We start from the raw sequence: 25,003 nt of genomic DNA, 5'->3' as shown, positions 1-25,003 counted from the left end.
CAATAGGTATCGCTATTCCACGATAGACGATGGCTAACATCAAGATATTAATATCTCGTTTTCCCCATTTCCAATTAGTTCTATCCAAAGTTAATTGGACTTTATCGAATGAAAATATATTGAAAATTAACTGAGAAATTTGACGATAATCGAAATACTGATCTGCAAAGAAGCGTTGTATACGTCGATAAAATGATTGTGGTAAGCACTTGATGGGTAAGGCTTTAGATGCAGAAGAAAGATTACATGTCTGTTTTACAATTAATGCAAGCATAATCAGTGTAAAACATTTTGCATGTGACTTGTTCCACTTTAGATATTTGTTTAAGATGAGATGTAACTCATTGAAATGTGTCATCATATTCGTCGTCAGAAAACAAGTATTATGCCATTATTTCAATGAGTTATCTTTTTTTGTCGTGTACAAAGAATAAAATTATAAATTACCGGATTTTCGCTTCATCCAGATGGCGTGCACCTTCTAGAATCATCCGAATCATGATCATGGTTTGTTCGGCAATTTCTTTACGTTCCTTCGCAGAGATATCAATCACTGTTGCACCCATATTAAATACCAGCTGGGTAATGGCTTTTGCGGCGATATCGGGGTGAGAAAGCCTGTTGTTATTGAGGCGTTCCAGGCGAATGAGATCTTCCTGTAATTCTTGCTGGAAATAATTTAACTGGCGTTCAACCGCTAATTTATATGAAGCGGAGCCGGTATAGGCTTCACGCAGCAATAAACTTAAATTGCCTTCATCTGCATCTAACTGTTCAATAAAAACTTCGACTGAACTGCGAATAATGCTGTTTTGCTTGGAGGCCTTTAAGCGCGCTTGGTGCAAAATTTGACGCAATACAATCCCGGCACGATCAATCAGCTCAATCGCAAGTTCATCTATATCTCTGAAATGCCGATAAAAACTGTTGGGCGCAATGCCAGCTTCACGCGCAACTTCACGTAGGCTCAAGGAAGAAATGCTTTTTTGCGGTCCAATTAAGTTCAATGCAGCTTGAAACAGCTCTTCTTTGGTAATGGTTGCTTTTCGTCCTACAGTACGGACGGTCACCGGTTCATGAACAACATTCTGTTTATCAACAGGAGCATCAATATTTTTTTTGATTGAAGACGGGTTCATATTTTTCAAGGGATTAGAGATACGAAAACATTATAACGGTTGCATTGCAACTTGGGAAATGAATAGAAACAATACAAATATATATACAAGTATATATACATGTGTATAATAATTAAAAATCGATCGCGTGGTACTGACTATGCATGTTGTAGAAAAAATGAAAAAATCTCCCCTAAGTTCACTGGCTGAAAGCGTTATTGACCAGTACGCAGCTGATTTCTGGTTGCAAAAAATCAATCCCCTTTGGTCAGTCAATCAGGCCTTGGGTAAAATTGTCCAAAAAGAAAATTCTGCGCAAAATATGATGAGTTTAACCATTCAGGTGAACCGTCATTTTAAAATGGGGCAAGCAGGGCAGCACCATCCGGTTTTTGTGGAAGTCAACGGTGTTCGCTATGAGCGTAGCTATAGTCTGACGCAGCTTGATACTCAACATGTCTTATTAACAGTTAAAAAAGTTGATCAGGGCAAAGTCAGCTCCTGGCTGGTTGAACATGCTCAAGTTGGCGATATTCTTGAATTTGGTCAGCCTTATGGGGATATGCTGTTACCAGAGCAGGCTCAACCGATGATATTGCTTGCGGCGGGTAGTGGTATTACCCCAATGCTAAGTTTACTCAAAGCACTCTCTAAAACAGATCGCATGACTCAAGCACCAATCCAGCTGTTGTATTGGGTTAAGCAATATGCTGATGTTGCTTTTAAAGCACGTTTTGAACAACTGGCTGAACAATATCCGAATTTTTCTTTTCAGGTTTTTTATACTCAGGAAGAAGATGCGGGCAAACGCTTAAACCAGGACCATTTGGCTTTGGTGAATAATATTGAAAATAGTCTGGTGTATGCTTGCGGTCCATCCGGATTTGTTGCACAGGCGGAACAGCTGTTTGCAAATGCACAGAGTTTCAAAAGTGAAGCTTTCAGTATGACCCCGGTTGAAAATTCGGATATTGGCTTTGTTAACATAACCTTATTGAAATCCAATAAAGTACTGGTCATCCCTAAAGGTCAGTCTATTCTGAGCAGTCTGGAACAACAAAATATTAAACCTACTCATGGTTGTCGCATGGGCATTTGTCATAAATGTGTGTGTAATAAAGTTGAAGGTTCAACTAAAGATCTAGTGAATGGTAGTCAAAACTCCGAACCTGGTAATTTATTAAAAATCTGTGTCAATTCAGCACAGTCTGACCTTGTCATTGATTTATAAGTGAGATAAATATCATGAATATGCCTGTTAAAATAGAATATTTTAAAAATCCGAAAAATGGTGAGCTCACACAATCTCAATTAGATGATTTGGCTCGTGAACTGGATGCGATTAAACAAGAAGTGCTTGATGATATCGGCGAAAAGGATGCGGAATATATCCGCCGAGTTTATTCAACCATCCGGTATGCTTCCATTGCCGGACGTGCCTGTTTATTTGCAGGCTGGTTCCCGCCAGCATGGGTATTAGGTACCGGTTTACTGGGCTTTGCCAAAATCATGGAAAATATGGAGCTGGGGCATAATGTCATGCATGGTCAATATGACTGGATGAATGATCCTAAATTCTATGGTCCAACGTTTGAGTGGGATATTGTCGGGACAGCAGATAACTGGCGCCAAACCCATAACTATAAGCACCATACCTATACCAATATTAAAGGGATGGATGATGATATCGGTTATGGTTTACTTCGTCTGTTTCCTGAGCAGCGCTGGAAGCCGGGTTATTTATTGCAGCCAATTTATAGCATTCCATTTTGCCTGCTGTTCCAGTGGGGCGTAGCCATCCAGAATCTTGAAATTGGTAAGGTTTGGAAAGGACGTAAATCTAAGGAACAGGCCAAGAAAGAATGGCAACCCATGCAGAAAAAAATTGGCAAGCAATTGTTTAAAGATTATGTATTCTTCCCGTTGATTGCCGGTCCAGCAGCTTTACCTGTATTTACAGGTAACCTGGTGGCGAATGGTATCCGTAACATCTGGACATTCAGTATTATTTTCTGTGGTCATTTTACTAAAGATGTGGAAGTGTTCCCGAAATCGGTACTGGAAAATGAAAGTCGCGGTCATTGGTATATGCGCCAGATTCGTGGCTCATCAAACTTGACAGGTTCAGAAGCATTCCATATTTTGACAGGTCACTTAAGTCATCAAATCGAGCATCACTTATATCCGGATATTCCGGCGCGCCGTTATCGTAAAATGGCGCCTAAAGTTCAGGCAGTTTGTGAAAAATATGGTTTAAATTACAATAACGCCAGCTTGGTTAAACAGTATGGCAGTGTGCTTAAACGTATCGTTAAATATGCGTTCCCGTTTAAGAAATAATCTTGTATTCATAAAAAGCCACTTCTATTCAAGTGGCTTTTTACTGATGTATATAAGCTTTAAGTGTTTTTGTTAAGTTCATGTAATTTCCATTATTTGCCATAGTCATGACCTGACAAATTTTCTGTTGAGTCCAGCTTTTACGACTTGCCTAATAAGAAAATAAGGACAATAGAACAAATGAATTTTTGCCAAAACGGATATCTATACCTTTGAATAATTTTGCAGCTCTTAAATGGCGATTTGTTGTATCTTTTTTGGCAATGCAGGAATAGTCTCATTGATACCCACCATGTAAGCATAATGGGCCATCGCAAGCATTTCCTTATCTTCATGACTATTACCATAGGCATAAATTACAGCATAATCAGTTAAATGATATTTTTCTAAAATTCGTTGTCTTTTCTGTTCCGAACTGCAATCGGGTGTGGTGTATTGTCCCGTATAGATATTATTGACTTGTTCAGTATGAGTGCAAATTAAATCAATATTTAATAACTCACAGACAGGCTTGAGATAGACATCGACCGATGCCGAAACCAATACAACATCATCGCCCAAGGCTTGATGCTGTTTAAGCTGCTTAAGCAAAGGCTGATTTAATTGATTCATTAAATTTACTGCATATTCCTGTGCCATTTGTTGTAGTTCTAAGGCATTGGCATTGCTAAACATGGCACGAAACAATTTGGAGCGCATGGCAGGTGCAGAATAGACATTCAAATAATAAGCTTGAATCCAAGGCAGAATTTTAATACCTTGTTTGACAATATGGCGTTTGGATAAAGCATAGAAGATAAACCCCGTGAAACTGTCCTTTTTACACAGGGTTCCATCAAAATCAAAGAGCGCTAAATTTTTATTCTTTTTGCCCGTTGCATACATGATTGATATCTTCCATTTACGCGCGTTGCAAACCAGTTGGTATTATAATCACGACTCAGTTTAGGGCCAGAAATGACCACTTCAGGCATAATAGCATAAATTGGCTCTTTGCCTGTTTTCTCTTGGTAGAGCTTGGTTACCGCACGATAAGTTGCTGTATCTTCGAAATCTTTCTCTTTTTCTTTTTTTAAGTCAGAACGAATCTGTCGTGGTGTAACAAGAATATTGTTGGCTGCAAATACACTAATCAGTTCACGTTCGGACTGACTGGCTGCAGAACGGACTGAGCCATCTTTAGTGTAAAGCAACAAATCACCATCCAGGTCAAGCTCTGTTGCCGTCAAGTCATTGAGCATGCTTTGAAAAGCTGCGTTGCGACTTGAATACATGCCAGAGTTATAATCTGCAAAACGATAAATCGCTTTATCATAATCGGCAGGGTACATCATCAAACGGTGGATACCGTAATACAAGCCACCATATTGACTATATAAATCAGTACGTAATTCGGCCATATTGCCGCCTTGGCGTTTATGTTCTTTGGCATAGCCAATATGAACCTGCATGGAACCTAAAGTGGTAATCGGATTTAATTTTTCGCCCATGTCTTGACCGACCAGTTTGGCCGCACCGGTTAAGGCACTGACATGATAATGTTTTGACATATAGTCAAAAATTTCACGATAGAGTTCATCTAGTTCACGCTCGGTTTTCACGCGACGCATTTGACTTAAATAATTATTTTCAGGGGTGGGCTGATTTTTCAGAACCTGCTCAAAATAACCGGCCATGGTTCCGCCCAGAGTATCGCCCAATTTATCTTTAAATTTTTCATCCAGCCGATCTTGAACTTCTTTCACCGCTTTTTCACCTAAACCGGGAACTTGCGGGTCAGCAACGAAGTTGGATTCCTGATCCACCACAGCCACAATACTGCAAATATTTTCTTTGGTTTGAGGAATACCGAGCTGATCGGTAATGCCGTAAATGTCTTTGGCCCAAGAACTACGGTCATTAACACGTGGTGGAATAAGCCGTTTGACTTGATCTTCTTCTAGGGTTGGTTCATTGTTTTTTGACCACCACGAGTTATCCCCACATGCCATCAGGCTCAAAGAAAAAGCCAGGATACTCAAAGATTTAAACCGAGATGAAGTAAAAAGAGTTTTTTTCATAATGATGAAAACATGTTCCAAAAGGATGAGCCTATACAGCATATGCAGTATACTATGCCGGTCGAAAAAGTGATGAATTTATATGTATATTGGTCCATATCAACTGTCAAATAATTTAATTGTTGCTCCCATGGCAGGTGTTACGGATCGTCCTTTCCGGACGTTGTGTAAATATTTTGGTGCAGGCCATGCCGTCAGTGAAATGATGACTTCGGACCAGACCTTACGTATGAGCAAGAAAAGTCTGTACCGTGCCAATTTTGACGGCGAACTGGCGCCTATCTCTGCGCAGATTGCCGGTTCTGAACCCGGCGAGCTGGCAGAAGCGGCACGCTATCAGGTGGCGAATGGTGCACAAATTGTCGATATCAATATGGGATGCCCGGCCAAAAAAGTCTGTAATAAATTAGCAGGTTCTGCATTATTAAAAGATGAAGATCTGGTGGCACGAATTCTAGATACGGTAGTTGCGGCAGTCGATGTGCCTGTGACTTTAAAAACCCGTTTAGGATATCTAAATGGGCATGAAAATATCCTGCGGGTTGCCAAGCGTGCTGAAGAAGCCGGGATTGCTGCATTGGCACTGCATGGCCGTACCCGTGAAGATATGTACTTGAATACAGCACGTTATTCTTTGATTAAAGAAGTCAAAGAAATGTTGAATATTCCTATTATCGCCAATGGTGATATAGACAGTCCTGAAAAAGCCAAATATGTGCTCGATTATACGGGTGCGGATGCTGTGATGATTGGACGTGCAGCACAAGGTCGTCCCTGGATTTTCCGTGAAATAGCACATTATTTAAAAACAGGTGAACAGCTGGCTGCACCCAGTATTGCTGAAGTGAAAGATGTGTTATTGGGACATTTATCTGAACTTTATGATTTCTATGGTGAATACTCAGGTTGCCGTATTTCTCGTAAACATATTGCCTGGTATACCAAAGGTTTACGTTCAAGCAATGAATTCCGCCAGAATATGTATAAGGTTGAAAGCACGGCCGAGCAGTTTAATGTCGTAGAAGATTATTTTAACCAGCTTCTTGCTCAGGGGAAAATTATGAGTGATGTGCAGGTGGAGCAGGTTAACCTGCTTGAAACCAAATAGCCTTTTATTCGTTTTCTATTCCATGTTTCAAATAGGTCACTGCTCTTTATTTTAAAAGATTCCATTCAAAAAAGAGTAGTGAATTTTCTTTATCGAGACTTTTTTTGCGTAATTTGTATAAAACAATACTAAAAGAATTACACCCTACAACATCTCATCACCCATTTAGCACATTTATAAGACATAGCTTATTCAGAAGAGCTTTAAGCTGAATTCTTCTAAAGCTTAAATAAGCGGCTTCTCTAAATATTTTGTATATAGATAGGACAGAAGGAGAAAGAGAATGGTCAATATAAATCGTCTTATGATGGAAGCTGATCTTACTCATCCAAATAAACGTCCAGAAGAACCAAGAACAGATGTGAATGCTGATTCGATTACCGATAAGGAAAGTAATCAGGTACCAGATATGAATGAAGCAAATGATCACCCTGTGGGTACAAGTATTGGTACAGTGGGTGGTGTAGCAGCTGGTTCTGCAGGTGCGGTAGTTGGCGGTATTGTCGGTGGTATTATTGGTGGTGTGGCGGGTAATGAAGCTGCCGATGCCATCAATCCAGTCGAAGAAGATGCCTATTGGAGAGAGCAGCACCGCGACAGTCCTTATTTCCATGAAAGCCGAAGTACCTATGATGATTTAGATTATGACAGGGATTATCGCAGTGCCTATGAGGTGGGATATAAGAAACGTCCTTTGTTCGACAGTGATACACATTTTGAACAGGTAGAAACTGAATTGCGAACCCAATGGGAAGCAATCAAAGGCCCATCCCGTTTAGATTGGGAGCAAGCAAAATATGCTGCCAAGGATGCATGGCTTCGTGCTCCATGCTAGATGAACGTTGAGCAAAAAACCTCTCAACTGAGAGGTTTTTTTACAGCATATTTATGCCAGAAGATTAGGCTTGACTGATTTCCAGAACCAGCTGATTAATTAAATCTGCAGCTTCCATCTCCCGAATTTGGGCAACATTGGTTCCCGCCCAAAATGCCCCAAAATCATGGTCACCTTGTGCAGATGCTGCGGCATGCAGTTGTTTACCCAAGTCATAGCAATAGGGGTAAGTGGCAACTGGAGGACGTTCAGGCTGATCGATTTGGGTATGCCAGTGGTTAATTAGACCGCGAGCAGGTCGTCCGGAAATGCTGGCAGTCATTTGGGTAATTGGTTTGCTAAACAGGGCTTGTCGATAGGCCGTGTTGGCATTGGAACTTTTGCACTGTACGAAAGCGGTGCCCAATTGAACAGCTTCGGCACCTAACTGGATTAAGAGCTGAGCCTGGGTGCCATTCATGATCCCGCCCGCAGCCACAACAGGCTTGCTACAGTACTGTTTTAACAATTGTACCAGATCAGAAGTCTTGACTGCGCTGTCAAATGTTTCATTAAAAATGCCACGGTGCCCACCGGCTTCAATGCCTTGCGCAATAATGATATCAATCCCAGCCGCTTCAATCTGCAGTGCTTCAGCCAGATTGGTCGCTGAAACCATCGTCAGGATACCGGCCTGTTTTAAGGCCTGAATTTGATGAGGATGTGGAATGCCGAAGTGAAAGCTTACTGCCTGAGGTCGAGTTTCTAAAACCAGGTTTAAATAGTCATCGTTATCGAGAAAGCTGGGATAGATACATTTTAATTCTGTCGGCGGAGTTGCATGATACTTCTGAAATTGAGGGGATAAATATTTAATCCACTGATCTGCTACATTTTTGTCGAGCGTGGCGCTTTGATGACAGAAGAAATTGACCTGAAATGGTTTATGAGTAAGTGCTTGCGTTTCTAAAATTTGTTGACGCGCTGCTGCAACTGTACTAGCACCCAAACCCAATGAACCCAAACCGCCTTGATTGGAAACCTCAGCTGCCAGTTGAGGAGTAGAAACACCTGCCATCGGTGCCAGGAAAATAGGATGTTTAATTTCAAGTTGTTCTAATAAAGTCATATTTGGCTCCTATGCATCTCATCACTTTGCCCAAGCCCTATAAATTAAGCAAATAATATTCGTTATTTTTTTATGAAATAAAAAGTTTTTTACACCTAAAAATAAATGAAAATGCAATGATCAATAAGGCGTCAAACCATGTCGCATAAAAGATCAGTGAACACGCGGCTTGAGTTGAAAATTTTATAATACTTATTCATTTTTTAGTGCTGATTACACATGTCTGATCGTATCCGTGAAAAACTGCAAATTTTAGCCGATGCTGCCAAATATGATGTCTCCTGTTCCTCAAGTGGCAGTAACCGAAAAAACAAGGACAAAGGGGTAGGAAATACCGGTTCCGGTATCTGTCATAGCTATACTGAAGATGGGCACTGTGTATCACTGCTTAAAATTCTGTTTTCCAATGTCTGTATTTATGATTGTGCTTACTGCGTGTCACGTCGTTCCAATGATGTAAAACGGGCGGCTTTTACCGTTCAGGAAGTAGTAGATTTAACCATGAACTTCTATCGCCGGAATTATATTGAAGGTTTGTTTTTAAGTTCAGGGATTTTTAAATCGGCAGATTACACCATGGAGCGGATGCTGCAAGTGGTGAAAAAATTACGTCTGGAAGAAAATTTTAACGGTTATATTCACTTAAAAACCATTCCCGGCGCATCGCAGGAAATCATTACTGAAGCGGGGCTGTATGTTGATCGGATGAGTATTAATTTAGAAATGCCGACTGAAGCAGGCTTGCAAAAATTTGCTCCTGAGAAAACACATGCCGAAGTACAGAAAGACTTAGGTATTGTTCGTGACCGTTTAATCCAGTTTAAAGATGAACGCAAGATGATCCGCTCAGTTCCTAAATTTGTTCCGGCAGGGCAAACCACGCAAATGGTGGTGGGAGCACATAGCGAAAGCGATCAAGACATTATTTTAATGGCAGACCGGCATTACAAGGAATTTAAACTGAAACGGGTGTATTACTCGGGTTATATTCCAATTAATGAACAGGAAAAAGCCTTGCCTGCGATTGGTTCAGCACCCCCCTTATTAAGAGAAAATCGCTTGTATCAAAGCGACTGGTTGATGCGCTTTTATGGTTTTGAGGCGACAGAACTGGTCGATGAAAAACACCCCAATCTGGACCTGGACGTTGATCCAAAATTAGCCTGGGCTTTACGTCATCCTGAGCAGTTTCCAGTGGATCTGAACCGGGCGGATTACCGCATGATTTTACGTGTTCCGGGTATTGGTGTGCGCTCAGCGAAAAAAATTGTCCAGGCACGTTGCTTTGGCAAAATTCATATCGATCAACTGAAGCGTATGGGCGTTGCATATAACCGTGCGCAGCATTTTATCTGCTGTGCCGATACGCCAAAATTTATCAAGGAGCAGTTGCCAGGCCAGATTCGAAGTCAGATTTTGCAGTCGGGACAGTCCAAATATGTGCAGCAGTTATCGCCACAATTGGGTTTTGCTTTTTAATGGCAACTTACTGTTTTGATGGCAGCATGAACGGCCTGTTAAGCTGTGTATTTCGTGCCTTTCAATTTAAAGAGTTTCGGGTACAGGTGACGAGCAATCCACATGCTCAAAAGGGTTTGTTTGATGATTTTATACAGGTCGCATCGAATGAAGAGCATGCCCAGCGGGTCTGGCGGGGATTGAAGCAAAAAACATCGGGTCAGAGTCAGCGTAATTTTTACTATACTTTTCTATCTGAAAATCAAACTGCTTATCAACATCTGTTTAACTATTGCCTCTATGTTTTTCAAACTCGCTACAAGGTCGATGAAAACTATGGGCATGCTGATGTGCTGGCTTTATCGCAATGGGCGAAGCAGGTTGGCCGTGAAAAGCATCGTATGGAAGCCTTTGTACGCTTCAAGAAATGTCAGGATAGTCTGTTTTTAAGTCTGGTTCGGCCTGATTTTAATGTGTTGCCGCTGATTGAACGGCATTTTAAGGCACGTTATCAGGATCAACGCTGGCTGATTTATGATGAAAAGCGTAAATATGGCATTTATTATGATTTGCAGCAGGTGCATCAAATTGAAATGGACGCTCATCAGGTCGATGCCACATTCGCGAGTGGTTATAGTCAGGCGTTTACTGTAGAACTGGATGAACAGGAATTACTGTATGACCAGCTGTGGAAAGATTATTTCCGCAGTATCAATATTCAGGTTCGGCAAAATATGAAACTGCATATTCAGTATGTGCCGAAGCGTTACTGGCGTTATATGAATGAAAAATCAATATAGCTGCATATTTCAGGCATACTATTGCAAGATTTAGTGATGAGGACAATTTATAATGAAGCCGTTCGTTTTGGCGACTTTAATTTTAAGCGTAGTACTTTCAGCATGTTCATCTTCCGAACAGCAAAAAATCCAGATTGATCCTCAAAAATATAAGGTGCAGGATGCAGCCAGCTTGCAGCAGCGTTTTGAAACCTTAAATCAACAGCTATCTAAAGATTATCAGGCTTTTAAAAAAAGCAACAATATTGCCTTTTCAGACCAGTCGCTGCTTGATGTAAATCAGTTGCAGACTTTAAACCTGCATGCGGTGAGTAGTACTTCCTTAAAACCGGTCAAACAGGCGTATTGTCAAATGATGAATGGCTATTTTGCCGAAATGTATCAGTTGGGTCATCAAAATCTGAATATCATTGGACATGTGAAATTACCCCATGCACAGGGTGAAAACTTAAGCAAAAATTTTGCGGATGCAGACCAGTTTTATGACTTTATTTTAAACCGTTATACCTCATACCGTCAGGCTCAAGAAATTATGGGTTTTGGTTGTAATTTAAAAGCAGCGCTGCATTAATTAAAAATAGGATAAACAAAAAAGCCCATTCAATGATGGGCTTTTTCATAGGTTGAAATTTGGATTTAATAACCGGTTAATTTTCCTGGTTGTGGTCATTCGTCCGGAAAGAAAATGGGACGAAGTTTCATGCCAATACTGTTACCCAGGAAGGCAAAGATCAACCATAACCAGCCATGCAAACTACCTGAAGAAATACCACTGAAGTAAGCACCAGATATACAGTCATATGTGGGACGGACACCGTATCCGAGCAGTAATTCTCCAACTAGCGCAGCAATAAAGTATGCAGATATGCACTACTGGTAGCCATACCCATAATTAAGCTGGTCACGGAAATAATTCCGTCATTTGCTCCTAATACTACAGTACGTAATAATCTACCTGTTCTTTGAACATAATATTTTTCATGAAGATATGAATATGGTATGTGAACATGCTTTGAATCATTATTTCTTGCAACTATCATCGAAGTAATGTGCATAAAAAGTCAGATTTTTCAATAAAAAAGCTCCTTTTTAAAGGAGCTTTTTTATTTCAACCATTCACATTATTGTTGAGCTTTTTCTCGAACATTTGAAGCACCTTCTTCCACAGCACCGGCAGTTTTTGCAGTAGCTTCTTTCGCTGCATTTTTAATATCTTTTGCTGCGGCTTCAGTTTTAGCAGCAGCTTCATCACCTGCTGCCTCAATTTTAGAGGTAGCTTCATTAGCAGCAGCTTGAGTTTTAGCTTCAGCTTCCTTTGTGGCATCAGAAATATCATGACCTGCTTGATTGGCTGCATTTTCAAGATGTTCGCCAGTAGTTGCACCTGTTTCTGGTGCTTCTTGTTTATTACAACCCACCAGGGCAACGCTAGCAGCAAGACCTAAAGCAATAAGCAATTTATTCATTTTCATTTCCTTTTAATTGTGGCACCCACCTAAATAGGGGTATTTTGAATATAGCTAAAAAAATGCACAAATTATGAGCTAAAATTGTTAATTAAATGTAATTATTTTTTATGAAAAAATGAGGGAAAAAAAAGGCTTATACCACATTGTGATATAAGCCAGATCAAACTATTTATGCTGAATATAGATTACTGTCCCGAACGGATAATGTAATCAAAGGCAGATAGCGATGCCTTGGCACCTTCACCTGTAGCAATGATGATTTGCTTGTACGGCACGGTAGTACAGTCACCGGCAGCAAACACACCCTTGACATTGGTTTCATTGCGCTCGTTAATCACGATCTCGCCACGATTGGTCAGTTCAACAGCTGTTTCTTTCAGGAAGTCCGTGTTTGGCAACAAACCGATCTGTACAAAAATTCCCGCCAGTTCAATCGTATGTTCTTCATCCGTTGCACGGTCCTTGTATTTCAGTGCAGTGACCTGTGAACCATCACCGACTACTTCAGTCGACAGCGCATTCTTGATCACAGTGGTATTTGGCAAGCTGTTAAGCTTGTCTTGTAAGACCTGATCGGCACGCAGTTTGGTATCAAACTCCACCAAAGTTACATGCTCGACAATCCCGGCCAGGTCAATCGCCGCTTCAACACCCGAGTTACCGCCACCGATGACTGCAACGGGTTTGCCTTTAAACAGTGGACCATCACAGTGCGGACAGTATGCTACACCACGGGTTTTATATTCCTGCTCACCCGGAACGTTCATCTCTCTCCAGCGTGCACCGGTCGATAGAATGATGGTTTTGGATTCTAACTTCGCCCCATTTTCCAAAGTGACTTCAACTAGGCCATTCGCCGTTTCATCCGCACCTTTGATGTTGGATACACGTTGCAGGTTCATGATGTCCACACCATACTCACGTACATGTGCTTCCATCTCGGCGGCAAATTTCGGACCCTGGGTTTTCTGCACGGAAGTGAAGTTTTCAATGTCCATGGTATCCATGACCTGACCGCCCATACGTTCCGCTACGATTCCGGTTTTAATGCCTTTACGCGCCGCATAAATCGCTGCGGTGTTACCTGCAGGACCGCCACCAATCACCAGCACATCAAACGCGTCTTTGGCATTTAACTTTGCTGCATCTTTGGCTGCAGAATTGCTATCCAGTTTGGCAATGATTTCTTCCAGCGTCATACGGCCCTGACCGATGTGGGCGTTGTCCTGGAACACCATTGGTACCGCCATGATCTTGCGCTGTTCCACTTCATCCTGGAAAAATGCACCGTCAATCATGGTGGCCGTGGTGCCCGGGTTATAGATGGCGATCAGGTTTAGAGCCTGTACCACATCAGGACAGTTATGGCAGCTGAGCGAGACAAACACTTCAAAATCAGCTGTTAAATTTAAACCCTTGATCTGTGCCAGGACTTCATCCGACACTTTCGGGGCATAACCCGACACTTGTAACAAGGCCAGAATCAGGGAAGTAAATTCATGTCCCATCGGCAAGCCGGCAAAGAAGACACGCGGTTCTTCACCTTGTTTTGCCACCCCAAAGCTTGGGGCACGTTTATTTGTACCGTCGAAGCGTGCAGTGACTAAATCAGATAAGGCTGCAACTTCAGTCACCAGTTCTTTAATCTTGTCAGATTTATCTGAACCATCTAGAGTTGCGACCAGTTCAATCGGGCTTTCCAGACGTTCCAAGAGTGTTTTAAGTTGTGCTGAAGTATTTTGGTCTAACATGGCTAATGTCTCCAAGGGAGTAAATGCTGATTTAATAAAGCTATAGTAGGCTAAATATTTAAATAGGTAAAACATTTCATTTTTATAAAAACAATCGGTTTAATAGATTGATGGGTTTTTTACAAAAATACTGTCTTAAGTAAATGCTGATTTAGTGTGAATATTCAAGTATTAAGTTGAAATTAGAGCATTTTTAATAAATTGCTGCATATTTCTGGGTAATTTTGATTATGATGACCCTATGTTTTAACAAGGTTATAAAAATGCAATTCAAAGTCGGGATTTATCAACACTATAAAGGCAAGTTATATCAGGTCTTTCATGTTGCTACGCATAGTGAAACAGCTGAGAAACTGGTGGTATATCAATGTTTGTATGGCGATTATTCAATGTGGGTACGTCCCCTGGAAATGTTTCAGGAAATGGTCACACTCGATAATGGTACAGTTGTTCCACGATTTAAATTAATTCAAGCAACTTCATGAACTAGATTAACGACATCAATAAACGCTAGACTCAACAGAATAACAAGACAGGAATAGCTGTGATGAGCATGAGTGAAATATTCCAGAAGCGAATGCAGGAGTTGCATCAAAGTTTTATTAAATTTGATGCCTTACAAAAAGACCGTATTCAACGTTATCGAAATATAGAACCGGATTCTGCATTATTTTTAGCCATGCAAGTGCGCATCCAACAATCTAAAAATATTTTGTAGATTGGCACTTCAACAGGTTATTCGACTTTATGGCTGGCGAATGCAGCACAGACTTCACAAGGTCATGTCACTACTTTGGAAATTGATCCGGCACGTACCCAGCAAGCTCAGCAATATGCCAATGAACTACAATTGAGTGAAGTGATTGATTTTTGGGTAGGGGATGCACAAAGTTTTCTTGAAAAGGCCGAACAGCAATATGACTTTATTTTGTTAGATGCTGAACGGGATGCCTATATGGATTACTGGCAGTATTTGCCGCATATGCTGCATCCTAAAAATGGCGTCATATTTGTCGACAATGTCATATCACATGCAGCAGAAGTTCAGCAATTTATTGCACTGGTGAAAAGTGATGAACGTTTTATGAGTATGACTTTATCGATTGGCTCAGGTCTGTTGATGCTTTGCTATAAATAAATTTGTATGAATAAAAATATCTGTGAATCAGGGCAGAGCCCTGATCATTCAAGCCATGGAAATGCGAGTAAAATGTAAGTCATATTCTAAATATTTATGTACAAAAGCAGCCTTGTCATGACATCGGAGCATGTTGTTATAAATAAATTCCGGAACTGGATGGTACAGTTCTGCTGAACCATTGTTATAAAAAATTTTAAGATAACGTGATGAAGAACTGTAAGTATAGGAAGTTACAGTAAGTATTGATCCCATAAGCACTCCTTTTTTATATTATGTTTCACAGATTTTGTCTGTCATTTGACGTGAAGCTATAGAGGTTATGCGCTGTAGAGCAGCCTTGTAAAACATTCGTCACAAACCTGTATAAGACTTACATTACAATAAAAAGTGACAAAATATAATAGAAATAAATATATTAAATTGATGAATTATAGATAGATATATTTTGTATTGAAGAATAGGGCTGTACGCTATTCAGCTTTTTATTGTTGAAGTAAAAAATATAAATTCTGTTATGTTGACAATTATAGGAAATACTAAAGATATTTGAAAACAGTGTTTTATTCAAAATGTATAAAACCACGCAAAAGAGCGTGGTTTTTTACATCAGTTCAATCTAAATAGAGATTAGATTTTACCTACTAGGTCGATTGAAGGAGCTAGAGTAGCGTCGCCTTCTTTCCATTTAGCTGGGCAAACTTCACCTGGGTGAGCATGAACGTATTGAGCTGCTTTAACTTTACGAAGAAGTTCTTGAGCATCACGGCCAACACCACCAGCGTTGATTTCAACGATTTGGATTTTGCCTTCAGGATCGATAACGAAAGTACCACGGTCAGCAAGACCAGCAGCTTCGATTAATACGTCAAAGTTTTTAGCTAGAGTCCAAGTTGGATCACCAACCATTACATATTCAATTTTTTTGATTTCTTCTGAAGAATCATGCCAAGCTTTGTGCGTGAAGTGAGTGTCAGTAGAAACTGAATAGATTTCAACGCCTAATTTTTTGAATTCAGCGTAGTTATCAGCAAGGTCACCTAATTCAGTTGGGCAAACGAAAGTAAAGTCAGCTGGGTAGAAGAATACAACAGACCATTTGCCTTTAAGATCAGCTTCAGTCACTTCAATAAATTGACCGTTTTGGAATGCAGTTGCTTTAAATGGTTTAACTTCAGTATTAATTAAGCTCATCATTGTCTCCATGATTGAGGTTTGTATTTGATTTCCAAAAGGATAGCGAATTTTTTCTTATTGCTGAAACAGTATTTTTACATTATTGAAATCGGAAAAACCGAATTAACTAATATAAAGTCTACAATTCCACCAAATCTGATTCTTTATCTATTTAATCATTTAAAGATGATTATTAAATGACAAATATGCAGTTTTTCAGCTTGTCTAAGAACATGAAGGCTTGAGACTTAAAATTCAAGGGTAAATTTTTTTAAATTAAATTTATTTTTGACGCTCGAATCATTTTTAGGCTGAGTAATGGTGATCAGAAGATGTGTGTGAACATCATTAAAGATGGTGAATAGTGTAACTCTTGTTATACGTGGCGGATTTTAGCGTGGTTGATGATCTATTTCCCATACTTTTGAATATTCTTTACCTCAAACGCCATGAATAAATATTTGCCTGTCTTTCTCTCTGCGGCGTTACAGCGTAAAATATTCAGTTCAATTTTTTGTTTTGGGATAAATTATCTGTGTTAAGTCATTTAAATGTAGATCAATGGGTCATGGCACGTGACCGTCATCGTTTAAATCGACTACGCAAAGGTAAAGATGCCAACGAAAAACACTATCAAGAATTATTAGAAAAATCGAATCATAAAGTGCGTGAGCGCCTGTCCCGTGTTCCGAACATCAAACTCAATCAAGACCTGCCTGTTACCCAATATAAAGACAAGTTGATTGAAGCGATTCAACAACACCAGGTGATTATTGTGGCAGGGGAAACCGGTTCAGGTAAAACCACGCAATTACCACAAATTGCCATGCTGGCCGGTCGTGGGTTGACCGGAATGATTGGTCATACCCAACCGCGTCGACTGGCTGCGCGTAGCGTATCGCAGCGTATTGCCGAAGAAGTGGGGGAGAAGCTGGGTGAATCCATTGGTTTTAAAATTCGTTTTAACGAACAGGGGTCGCAAGACTCGATAGTTCGTTTGATGACGGACGGTATTTTACTGGCTGAACTGGTCAATGACCGTTATTTGACCAAATACGACACCATTATTATTGATGAAGCACATGAACGTTCATTGAACATCGACTTCATCATGGGCTATTTAAAACAGCTTCTACCACGCCGCAAAGATTTAAAAGTCATCATTACTTCCGCAACTTTAGATGTAAACCGTTTTAGTAACTACTTTAACGGTGCACCTGTTTTTGAAGTGGAAGGGCGCAGTTATCCGGTAGAAGTGCGTTATCGTCCAATTTCAGAAATGAGTATTGGCGGTAGTGATGATGACGAGTTTGATGACTTTGAAGAAAACTTGCCGCGTGCAGTGGTACAAGCGGTAGAAGAATGTTTTGCCGATGCACAGCAAAAAGGCCATCCTGAACATGCCGATATTCTGATTTTTGCCAGTACCGAACAGGAAATTCGTGAATTGCAGGAAACCTTGCAAAAGCATGGTCCACGGCATACTGAAATTTTGCCTTTATATGCGCGTTTAGCCATAGCTGAACAGCAAAAGATTTTCAATCCTGGCGGTGGTGGACGACGCATTATTATTGCCACCAACGTGGCTGAAACAGCTTTAACCGTACCCAACATCCGTTATGTAATCGACAGCGGTTTTGCCCGTATTTCACGCTATAGCTACCGTTCACGGGTGCAGCGTTTACCGATTGAGGCAGTATCACAGGCGGCTGCCAACCAGCGTAAAGGCCGCTGTGGCCGTATTGCGCCTGGTGTTTGTATCCGGCTGTATAGTGAGGAAGATTTCCAAAGCCGTCCTGAATTTACCGAACCAGAGATTAAACGTACCAACCTGGCATCGGTTATTTTACAGATGCAGAGTTTAAATCTGGGTGATCTGGAAAGTTTTGACTTTATTGAGCCACCAGATCATCGCTTGGTTAATGATGGCCGTAAGTTGTTGATTGAGCTTGGGGCACTTTCTGAGAAAAATCCCCCTAAAGTTACAGATGAAAAGCAATCTGTAACTTCTTCCCCCTTTGGAAAAGGGGGAACACAAGGGGGATTAACCAAAATCGGTCAGCAGATGGCAAAAATGCCAATCGACCCGCGTTTAGCGCGAATGATTTTAGGCGGCGCGCATTTTGGTGTGCTCAATGAAGTGCTGATTATTGTCGCAGCTTTGGCTGTACAGGACCCACGAGAGCGTCCTGCCGATAAACAGATGCAAGCTGACCAGAAGCATGCCTTGTTTAAAGAAGGTGACTCTGACTTTTTGTTCTACATCAAGTTATGGGAAACCTTGCAAGCTAACCGTGCCTCGATGAATGAGAACAAGCGTCGTAATTTTGCACGGCAGCATTTTTTAAGCTGGTTACGTTTACGCGAATGGAAGAAAACCCATGAACAGTTGACGGAATTGGCGCAAGGCTTAAAGCTTTCCTTTAATGATAAAAAAGCCAGTTATGAAAACTTGCACCGTGCTTTATTGACCGGTTTGCTTTCGTTTATTGCCAATAAGACCGATGAACGCAATGTGTTTATGGCCGTTCGTCAGCAAAAAGCCCGTATTTTCCCGGCATCGACTTTGCATAAAACCAATACGCCGTGGGTAATGGCCTTTGAGATGGTGGAAACCTCTCAGGTATATTTGCGTACCTTGGCGAAGATCGAACCGGAATGGATTCTGCTGGCTGCGCGTGACTTACTGAAACATCATTATTTTGAGCCGCACTGGTCGAAAAAAGCCGGTATCGTCAATGCTTATGACCAGATTTCCCTGTTTGGCCTGATTATTGAACCGAAGCGTTTGATGAACTATGAAAAAGTCGATCAGCCGGCAGCGCATGAAATCTTCCTGCGTGATGCCTTAACCACAGGTAATCTCGGCATTATGCCGCCATTTTTGAAGCATAATCTGCTCAAGCTGGAAGAAGTGGAACGGGTAGAAGATAAGCTGCGTCGTCGTGATCTGGTGGTGGATGAAGAAACCATCTATCAGTTTTATGCCGAGAAAGTACCGCCAGAAGTGGCGAGCCGCCGTAGTTTTGAAGACTGGCGTGCGACGGTTGAGCCGCAAAATCCGCGCTATTTATTTGTCGAAGATGATGTGCTGTGGATGAATGACCGTCCGACTACCCAGCAATTTCCGGATTATTTGCATAATGGTGCTTTGCGTCTGGCAACGAGCTACCGTTTTGATCCCAGCCATGATGAAGATGGAGCGACGGTTAAAATCCCGCTACAGGCCTTGCCACAGGTCGATGAAGGTATCTGGTCATGGGGCATACCCGGCTGGCGTGAGGACTTGATTGAAGCCTTATTGAAATCCTTGCCTAAAGACAAGCGCCGCAATCTGGTGCCGATTCCGGATACTGCACGCAAACTGATGAAAGCAATAGATGCAGTCAATTTGCGTGAACATATTTTCAAGTTTTTGGCCTTTCAACTACGCGGCGAACAAATTAGCGAAAAAGACTTTTCCTTTGAACGGATCGAGCAGTATTTGCTGCCGTTGATTAAAGTGATTGATGAAAAAGGTCGGGTGATTGAAAAAGGTCGTGATCTGCCCGAACTGAAAGCACGTTGCCGTACCGAAACACATAGTCCGGTCAAGCAGCTCAAAGGCGAATTTAAAGTTTTCCCGGAAAATTTCACTTTTGAAGCTTCACAAAAGGTGACCGGTGTTGTGGTAAAGCAATATCAGGCGCTGGTACCGACCAAAGCATTTGCAGAACTAGATGCCAAAGATGAATCTGGTGTGGTGATTCAGACCTTTAATGATCAGGCTGAAGCGATTAAACAGCACCGGGAAGGGATCATTCGTCTGGTCTATATGCAGCTCGGCGATCTGGTACGCCAGCTGAAAAAACAGATTTCCAAACCGCTGGCTTTGGCTTATTCACCTTTGGGCGATAAGGCTCAGCTGGAGCAAATGTTGGTTTATGCCACCCTTCAGATGACAATAAATGAGCTTCCTGTCAATGCTGAAGAGTTTCAAAACTTGCTTTTAAATGTAAAAAAATCTTTCCTAACGCATGGTCAAGTGGCATTATCTATACTGAGCGATATTTATATTCAATGGCAGGATATTCGTCGAAAATTGTTGGTTTTAGACGATTCTATCTTTGGAAAAAATATTGATGATCTTGAAGATCAGCTTGATTTAATGAGTCTTTCCAACTGTGTGTATGTCAAATCTTTTGATATATGGCAGGAGTTTCCACGCTATTTAAAGGCCTTGGTCTTGCGTCTAGAACGCTTGCCAAATAACCTGCAAAGGGATAATTCTGCCATTGAGCAAGTTGACCCATGGATGGAAAAATTGTTTAAGTTTAAAAATGACGCTCGCCTGAAAGATCTGTACTTTATGGTCGAAGAATTTCGTATTTCCCTGTTCTCACAACCAATGAAAACAAAAATGCCGGTTTCTCCAACCCGCCTGCAAAAAGTATGGCATCAATTGGGCATTAATTAACAGAGCGCAAAATTAACGGGAGTTTTACATGGGCATTCGTATTACCGGTACCGGTCTTTATCATCCAGAAGAATCCATTAGCAATGATGAATTGGTTGCAAGTTTAAATGCTTATGTGGAACAGTTTAACCACGACAACGCGGACAAAATTGCAGCGGGTGAGATTGAAGCGCGTCGCGGTTCAGATGCAGAATTTATTGAAAAAGCATCCGGTGTTAAAAGTCGCTATGTTGCTGAAAAGTCAGGTATCCTTGATCCGAAGCGTCTATATCCGCGTTTACGTGAACGTAGCAATGATGAACTTTCCATTCAAGCTGAATGGGGTGTGATTGCTGCTAAACAGGCGATGGAAAATGCAGGGGTTACAGCTGAAGATATCGACGTTGTGATTCTTTCGTGTTCAAACATCCAGCGTGCTTATCCCGCTGTTTCAATTGAGATCCAAACCGCTTTGGGCATTCAAGGCTATGCCTATGACATGAATGTAGCATGTTCGGCTGCAACCTTTGGTTTAAAACAGGCTGCGGATGCAATCAGAAGCGGTGCACGTCGTGTCTTATTGGTCAATGTAGAAATTACCTCTGGTCATACCGATTTCCGTTCACGTGACTGCCACTTTATTTTTGGTGATGTGGCGACAGCATCGATTATTGAAGATACGACCACGAAGACTGGTTTTGACATTTTAGATACGCATTTGTTTACGCAATTTTCTAACAATATCCGTAACAACTTCGGTTATTTAAATCGTAGTGAAGATGCAGTTGTAGATGACAAACTGTTCCGTCAGGACGGTCGTAAAGTGTTTAAAGAAGTGTGCCCGCTGGTTGCAAAAATCATTACCAAACAGCTGGAGAAAAACAACATTGCACCAAGCAATGTGAAACGTTTCTGGTTACACCAAGCCAATGCCAGCATGAATGACCTGATCTTGAAATATGTAGTCGGTAAAGATGCTGATCGTGCGCTTGTGCCGATTATTCTGGATGAGTTTGCCAATACCTCTTCTGCAGGTGTGATCATTGCATTACACCGTACCGCACATGAAGTGAATGATGGTGAATATGGTCTGCTTTGTTCATTCGGTGCGGGTTATTCTGTTGGCTCGGTTCTGGTGCAAAAACACGTTGTAGCATAAGGAATCATCTATTGCAGGTTGAGCATGATGCCAGATGGATTAAATGCCTCAGTGCGTTGTCCAAACTGTATTTCACCCCAACCTTTTTAGGGGCTGAACAGATTGATGCTACCAAACCTGCAATGTATGTCGGGAATCACACCCTATATGGGGTGTTTGATTCACCAATCTTGATTGATTATTTATATAATCACCATAAAGTGGCTGTGGTCAGTGTTGCTGATCATGGCCATTTTTATTTGCCTGGCTGGCGTACCCTGTTTAAGAAATTTGGTGCAGTTGATGGCGAGAAAGCCTATATCCGTGCAGCAATGCAGCAGGGCTATTCGATTCTGGTCTTTCCAGGAGGCGGGCGAGAAGTTTTAAAAAGAAAAGGTGAGGCCTATCAGTTGATCTGGAAACAGCGTTACGGTTTTCTAAAACTCGCGCAAGAATTTAACTATGATATTGTCCCTTTTGCGGCTTTAGGAGGCGATGAAGTTTTTGAGCTGGGATTCGATGCTAATCGGATTATTGAAAGCGCGTGGTTTCAAAAATTGTTAAAGTTGCCGCAACTGGATAAATTGTTGCGTCATGGTGATGTCATTCCATCCTTGCCTAAAAGTATCATTCCGAAGCGTCTGCCTTTTTATTTTCAATTTATGCCGCGACAAAGCTTGATGAATATCAAAAATACGGAACAATTAAAAGATTTTCGTGATCAGATTCAGCAGCAAATTTATGCAGGTTTAGACGATTTAAAACGACAACGTGACCACAGAAAAGCTTGACTAGGTTTGGTCTGTGTTTCATTTCCACGAGTATAAATGGATGAAGCAGTGATTGAGTTTTAGCAATTGATCAGGTAAATTTGCTTAAATTTTGAACTCAGCATACAGTATCTTTACTAGATTACTATATGATTAAAATGATTAAAATGATTAAAATGATTAAAATGATTAAAATGATTAAATTCATCTTAGGATGATTATTCAATTTGAGGCGAGTATGGAACAGGATCGTTTAGTACCGCAATATCAAGGGATTGCGAAACAGTTACTCAGAATTTCTAAAAGTCTAAATGACATTTTTCAAGATCAGCTCAATATTGTCGGTGGGCTGAATGCACAAAATATGTTTCGTATTGATCAGGAATGGCATACGGTACAAGTGGCCAATGGTCTGTTTCAGTTGCAATTTTATGCCCCTGACTCTGCGCAGAAAAGCATTTTGCATGGTGATTTTACTTATCTTGGACAAAAAGCTGAACTACTGGAAGAGTTTATCCTTCATGATCTGTACTTTCTCACCAATGACTTAAAGCCGCAACATTCCCTCTATTTGCGTCAAAAAGCCCAACAGCTGCGGCAGATACTGCTGGATCAGGTGTATTTGTGGGTGCAGGGCACCGAGCGGGTAAGGGCGTATCTGAAAAATCTTTCATTGCTTGAAGCTGAAATTATTGATCAGCTGATGATGAAGGCAAACATTTATTCTTTTGCTGTTTTAACAGATTATGTGATGAATAAAACTGCATTGCCTGAAACGCTCATCCACTTGTTACAAGAGATGTGTTCCATTCAAAAGGTGTACGGAGATGAATTTTTACCCTTGCAACCTTTAATGGAAGCGCTGGATGAGTTTTGTTTTAGCGCTGCACAGTTTTTACCTGTGGCCATGTACCGCATTATGGCACTTTCATTTGAAGAGCGTTTTAACTTGCATGAGTTAATGGAACATCAGGATGATATCCATTTGCTCTATCGGCATGCCCAGGAACAACCTGCCTTGCTTGGCTTTGTGCGTTTAATGCGGCGTGAGCTCTGGCAGCGTGATAATTTACTCTCAAAACATAATTTTCTGCATTGCTCGACTGTAGTCTGGCAAAAAAAAGTCGCAAAATTACCGTTATTTGATTATCCGCGAGCGGTAAACTGGCTGTTTAAACAGTCTGCCGAGGTTCTGGACTGGCTGAGCCGTAATATTCAGCAGAGCAGTGTCCGGGTAGCAGTCACGGCATTCAGTTTTATCGATAGCAGTCAGGTTCACCCCCAGGTCATTTTGGCAACTTTACAGTACTTTCAGCATTGTTCAGCACGCATGTTTATTCATAGCTGTCATTATTTTGCCATGCAGGAAGCCTGGTTTGAGCATGAAGATAATCAGAGTATGATGCTTAAAGGACAGAGCCAGTCTCTGGAAGACCATCGCATTGCCATCAGCCCTTCCATTTTGTATCTGGATGAATGGATGGACTTAATGCGCAATGTCACACAAGGAAATGAGCAAACAGTCAAGAAAATCTATTTGCGTTTAAGTCGGGTGATGCAGGCCTATATGTTGTATCTGCACAAAATAACCCGAGGTTTCGGCAATGATTTAATGGCATATATCCGACCGGAAACCCATCAAAATCGCGAATTTTATAGCGTATTGCAGCACTACAAAATGCGTCAGGATGAGTTCCGGCAGATTTTTTATCTGCGTGGTCGAAATATCCGGGTGTCGGTGTTCGACTCCTATGTGCGAGATTATCTGGTTGAGTTTTTTAAGGATAATCAGCCTGTAGCGAAAAATACCAGCTGGATCGGGTTTTATCATCAGGCCACGGATTGGCATAATCACATCCAGAAGCGGGAAATTATCAGCCAGCTCAGGAAAAATTATGCGGTGTCGGTCTGGCAAGCTGTGATGCCGGAAAAATTCATGTACTTTTCCAGCTGGAGCTTTGAAGAATTGACAGATCTGGACCGTCTTATTGAAGAGTCGCAGAGATGTCAGAATTGTCTGGCGGCAAGCTATGCACAGCGCATTATGGAAAGAGAGTATGTGGCTTTTCATATGGTTTCACAAACCGGCAAGCTGCATATGACCTTAGGCTGCTACCTGCGAGAAGGTCAGCTGATCTATGACCAGCTGGAATATCCGCATAATAGAAAAACCGAATATCTTTTTGTCAATATTGCGTTGCAATTTATCTCCTGGTTAAACCAGCAGTTTGCGCCGTTTAAGTGACAGTGGCTGTCGCTAAACTTTTTTCTGGGCTTAACTTTTAGGGAAAAAATCGGT

At 41.2% G+C, this 25,003-nt stretch carries 20 protein-coding genes and 4 pseudogenes; 13 read left to right on the top strand and 11 right to left on the bottom strand.

Features of this window, described 5'->3' with window-relative positions; all coding sequences use genetic code 11:
* Together FTU91_RS01125 and fabR are read right to left on the bottom strand one after the other, a co-directional pair.
* Positions 1-358: pseudogene (locus tag FTU91_RS01125) on the bottom strand (IS4 family transposase); the annotation flags it as partial.
* A gap of 85 nt (positions 359-443) precedes the next feature.
* A complete protein-coding gene (gene fabR, locus FTU91_RS01120; RefSeq protein WP_086195526.1) occupies positions 444-1,139 on the bottom strand; it encodes an HTH-type transcriptional repressor FabR in 696 nt (231 codons plus the stop codon).
* Positions 1,140-1,278: 139 nt separating this feature from the next.
* Here fabR and FTU91_RS01115 point away from each other — a divergent pair, with 139 nt between their 5' ends.
* Positions 1,279-2,349: a ferredoxin reductase gene (locus tag FTU91_RS01115; RefSeq protein WP_131288166.1), complete on the top strand. Its 1,071-nt coding sequence runs from the start codon at positions 1,279-1,281 to the stop codon at positions 2,347-2,349.
* Between the two features lie 14 nt (positions 2,350-2,363).
* Positions 2,364-3,458 carry an acyl-CoA desaturase gene (locus FTU91_RS01110; protein WP_131288163.1) on the top strand — a complete coding sequence of 365 codons (1,095 nt, stop codon included), beginning with the start codon at positions 2,364-2,366 and terminating at the stop codon, positions 3,456-3,458.
* 231 nt (positions 3,459-3,689) lie between these two features.
* Here FTU91_RS01110 and FTU91_RS01105 read toward each other — a convergent pair whose 3' ends face one another.
* A complete protein-coding gene (locus FTU91_RS01105; protein WP_180041728.1) occupies positions 3,690-4,343 on the bottom strand; it encodes an HAD-IB family hydrolase in 654 nt (217 codons plus the stop codon).
* Positions 4,310-5,518 (bottom strand): DUF1615 family protein, encoded by a 1,209-nt coding sequence (locus tag FTU91_RS01100; RefSeq protein ID WP_180041726.1) that lies wholly within the window; start codon positions 5,516-5,518, stop codon positions 4,310-4,312. Before FTU91_RS01100 ends, FTU91_RS01105 begins: the two co-directional genes overlap by 34 nt.
* An 82-nt stretch (positions 5,519-5,600) precedes the next feature.
* Here FTU91_RS01100 and dusB point away from each other — a divergent pair, with 82 nt between their 5' ends.
* Positions 5,601-6,626 (top strand): tRNA dihydrouridine synthase DusB, encoded by a 1,026-nt coding sequence (gene dusB, locus FTU91_RS01095; RefSeq protein WP_180041724.1) that lies wholly within the window; start codon positions 5,601-5,603, stop codon positions 6,624-6,626.
* 283 nt (positions 6,627-6,909) lie between these two features.
* Positions 6,910-7,461, top strand: a complete 552-nt coding sequence (locus FTU91_RS01090; protein WP_257221632.1) for a hypothetical protein — start codon at positions 6,910-6,912, stop codon at positions 7,459-7,461.
* A gap of 64 nt (positions 7,462-7,525) precedes the next feature.
* On the opposite strand, the gene FTU91_RS01085 is transcribed toward FTU91_RS01090, so the two are convergent.
* A complete protein-coding gene (locus tag FTU91_RS01085) occupies positions 7,526-8,569 on the bottom strand; it encodes a nitronate monooxygenase family protein (RefSeq protein ID WP_180041721.1) in 1,044 nt (347 codons plus the stop codon).
* A gap of 219 nt (positions 8,570-8,788) precedes the next feature.
* On the opposite strand from FTU91_RS01085, the gene FTU91_RS01080 reads away from it, so the two are divergent.
* From FTU91_RS01080 to FTU91_RS01070, 3 genes are read left to right on the top strand one after another with little or no spacing between them, the layout of a single operon-like run.
* Positions 8,789-10,048 carry a putative DNA modification/repair radical SAM protein gene (locus FTU91_RS01080; RefSeq protein ID WP_180041719.1) on the top strand — a complete coding sequence of 420 codons (1,260 nt, stop codon included), beginning with the start codon at positions 8,789-8,791 and terminating at the stop codon, positions 10,046-10,048.
* Positions 10,048-10,827, top strand: coding sequence for a TIGR03915 family putative DNA repair protein (locus FTU91_RS01075; protein WP_180041716.1), 780 nt, complete (start codon positions 10,048-10,050; stop codon positions 10,825-10,827). The genes FTU91_RS01080 and FTU91_RS01075 overlap by 1 nt, the downstream gene beginning before the upstream one ends.
* A 52-nt stretch (positions 10,828-10,879) precedes the next feature.
* The gene (locus tag FTU91_RS01070) at positions 10,880-11,398 is read left to right on the top strand and encodes a hypothetical protein (protein ID WP_180041714.1); all 519 of its coding nucleotides are present in this window, start codon (positions 10,880-10,882) and stop codon (positions 11,396-11,398) included.
* A 95-nt stretch (positions 11,399-11,493) separates the two neighbouring features.
* Here the strand turns inward: FTU91_RS01070 and FTU91_RS01065 are convergent.
* The 4 genes and pseudogenes from FTU91_RS01065 to ahpF all read right to left on the bottom strand — a co-directional run.
* Positions 11,494-11,679: pseudogene (locus FTU91_RS01065) on the bottom strand (YeeE/YedE thiosulfate transporter family protein); the annotation flags it as partial.
* Positions 11,673-11,828: pseudogene (locus FTU91_RS16515) on the bottom strand (VIT family protein); the annotation flags it as partial. The pseudogenes FTU91_RS16515 and FTU91_RS01065, both read right to left, overlap by 7 nt.
* 120 nt (positions 11,829-11,948) lie before the next feature.
* Entirely contained in the window at positions 11,949-12,293 is a 345-nt protein-coding gene (locus FTU91_RS01060) for a hypothetical protein (protein ID WP_131288119.1), read from the bottom strand.
* A gap of 188 nt (positions 12,294-12,481) precedes the next feature.
* The gene (ahpF, locus tag FTU91_RS01055; protein WP_180041712.1) at positions 12,482-14,047 is read right to left on the bottom strand and encodes an alkyl hydroperoxide reductase subunit F; all 1,566 of its coding nucleotides are present in this window, start codon (positions 14,045-14,047) and stop codon (positions 12,482-12,484) included.
* Between the two features lie 263 nt (positions 14,048-14,310).
* Between ahpF and FTU91_RS01050 the strand changes: the two genes are divergently transcribed.
* The gene (locus FTU91_RS01050; protein ID WP_131288113.1) at positions 14,311-14,532 is read left to right on the top strand and encodes a DUF1653 domain-containing protein; all 222 of its coding nucleotides are present in this window, start codon (positions 14,311-14,313) and stop codon (positions 14,530-14,532) included.
* Positions 14,533-14,594: 62 nt separating this feature from the next.
* Positions 14,595-15,185 (top strand): annotated as a pseudogene (locus FTU91_RS01045) (O-methyltransferase).
* Positions 15,186-15,233: 48 nt separating this feature from the next.
* Here FTU91_RS01045 and FTU91_RS01040 read toward each other — a convergent pair.
* Both FTU91_RS01040 and ahpC read right to left on the bottom strand, forming a co-directional pair.
* A complete protein-coding gene (locus FTU91_RS01040; protein ID WP_086195511.1) occupies positions 15,234-15,440 on the bottom strand; it encodes a KTSC domain-containing protein in 207 nt (68 codons plus the stop codon).
* Between the two features lie 375 nt (positions 15,441-15,815).
* Positions 15,816-16,379 (bottom strand): alkyl hydroperoxide reductase subunit C, encoded by a 564-nt coding sequence (gene ahpC / locus FTU91_RS01035; protein ID WP_166168833.1) that lies wholly within the window; start codon positions 16,377-16,379, stop codon positions 15,816-15,818.
* 517 nt (positions 16,380-16,896) lie between these two features.
* On the opposite strand from ahpC, the gene hrpA reads away from it, so the two are divergent.
* The 4 genes from hrpA to FTU91_RS01015 all read left to right on the top strand — a co-directional run bounded on the left by hrpA (position 16,897) and on the right by FTU91_RS01015 (position 24,949).
* Positions 16,897-20,817, top strand: a complete 3,921-nt coding sequence (gene hrpA, locus FTU91_RS01030) for an ATP-dependent RNA helicase HrpA (RefSeq protein WP_180041710.1) — start codon at positions 16,897-16,899, stop codon at positions 20,815-20,817.
* Positions 20,818-20,845: 28 nt separating this feature from the next.
* Complete coding sequence (locus FTU91_RS01025; protein ID WP_086195508.1) at positions 20,846-21,955, top strand: beta-ketoacyl-ACP synthase III; 1,110 nt, start codon at positions 20,846-20,848, stop codon at positions 21,953-21,955.
* A gap of 11 nt (positions 21,956-21,966) precedes the next feature.
* Positions 21,967-22,725 carry a lysophospholipid acyltransferase family protein gene (locus FTU91_RS01020; protein WP_180041708.1) on the top strand — a complete coding sequence of 253 codons (759 nt, stop codon included), beginning with the start codon at positions 21,967-21,969 and terminating at the stop codon, positions 22,723-22,725.
* A gap of 217 nt (positions 22,726-22,942) precedes the next feature.
* Positions 22,943-24,949 carry a hypothetical protein gene (locus tag FTU91_RS01015; protein ID WP_180080443.1) on the top strand — a complete coding sequence of 669 codons (2,007 nt, stop codon included), beginning with the start codon at positions 22,943-22,945 and terminating at the stop codon, positions 24,947-24,949.
* Positions 24,950-25,003 lie beyond the last annotated feature (54 nt).

Origin of the sequence: Acinetobacter sp. YH12201, assembly GCF_013418145.1 — a bacterium.
Lineage (GTDB): Bacteria > Pseudomonadota > Gammaproteobacteria > Pseudomonadales > Moraxellaceae > Acinetobacter.
This window is presented reverse-complemented; position numbering and strand designations above follow the sequence as displayed.

What these genes read in the sequence shown, in the direction of transcription:
- fabR (WP_086195526.1), bottom strand. Translation starts at nt 1,139, where the DNA reads ATGAACCCGTCTTCAATCAAAAAAAATATTGATGCTCCTGTTGATAAA.
- FTU91_RS01115 (WP_131288166.1), top strand. Translation starts at nt 1,279, where the DNA reads ATGCATGTTGTAGAAAAAATGAAAAAATCTCCCCTAAGTTCACTGGCT.
- FTU91_RS01110 (WP_131288163.1), top strand. Translation starts at nt 2,364, where the DNA reads ATGAATATGCCTGTTAAAATAGAATATTTTAAAAATCCGAAAAATGGT.
- FTU91_RS01105 (WP_180041728.1), bottom strand. Translation starts at nt 4,343, where the DNA reads ATGTATGCAACGGGCAAAAAGAATAAAAATTTAGCGCTCTTTGATTTT.
- FTU91_RS01100 (WP_180041726.1), bottom strand. Translation starts at nt 5,518, where the DNA reads ATGAAAAAAACTCTTTTTACTTCATCTCGGTTTAAATCTTTGAGTATC.
- dusB (WP_180041724.1), top strand. Translation starts at nt 5,601, where the DNA reads ATGTATATTGGTCCATATCAACTGTCAAATAATTTAATTGTTGCTCCC.
- FTU91_RS01090 (WP_257221632.1), top strand. Translation starts at nt 6,910, where the DNA reads ATGGTCAATATAAATCGTCTTATGATGGAAGCTGATCTTACTCATCCA.
- FTU91_RS01085 (WP_180041721.1), bottom strand. Translation starts at nt 8,569, where the DNA reads ATGACTTTATTAGAACAACTTGAAATTAAACATCCTATTTTCCTGGCA.
- FTU91_RS01080 (WP_180041719.1), top strand. Translation starts at nt 8,789, where the DNA reads ATGTCTGATCGTATCCGTGAAAAACTGCAAATTTTAGCCGATGCTGCC.
- FTU91_RS01075 (WP_180041716.1), top strand. Translation starts at nt 10,048, where the DNA reads ATGGCAACTTACTGTTTTGATGGCAGCATGAACGGCCTGTTAAGCTGT.
- FTU91_RS01070 (WP_180041714.1), top strand. Translation starts at nt 10,880, where the DNA reads ATGAAGCCGTTCGTTTTGGCGACTTTAATTTTAAGCGTAGTACTTTCA.
- FTU91_RS01060 (WP_131288119.1), bottom strand. Translation starts at nt 12,293, where the DNA reads ATGAATAAATTGCTTATTGCTTTAGGTCTTGCTGCTAGCGTTGCCCTG.
- ahpF (WP_180041712.1), bottom strand. Translation starts at nt 14,047, where the DNA reads ATGTTAGACCAAAATACTTCAGCACAACTTAAAACACTCTTGGAACGT.
- FTU91_RS01050 (WP_131288113.1), top strand. Translation starts at nt 14,311, where the DNA reads ATGCAATTCAAAGTCGGGATTTATCAACACTATAAAGGCAAGTTATAT.
- FTU91_RS01040 (WP_086195511.1), bottom strand. Translation starts at nt 15,440, where the DNA reads ATGGGATCAATACTTACTGTAACTTCCTATACTTACAGTTCTTCATCA.
- ahpC (WP_166168833.1), bottom strand. Translation starts at nt 16,379, where the DNA reads ATGAGCTTAATTAATACTGAAGTTAAACCATTTAAAGCAACTGCATTC.
- FTU91_RS01025 (WP_086195508.1), top strand. Translation starts at nt 20,846, where the DNA reads ATGGGCATTCGTATTACCGGTACCGGTCTTTATCATCCAGAAGAATCC.
- FTU91_RS01015 (WP_180080443.1), top strand. Translation starts at nt 22,943, where the DNA reads ATGGAACAGGATCGTTTAGTACCGCAATATCAAGGGATTGCGAAACAG.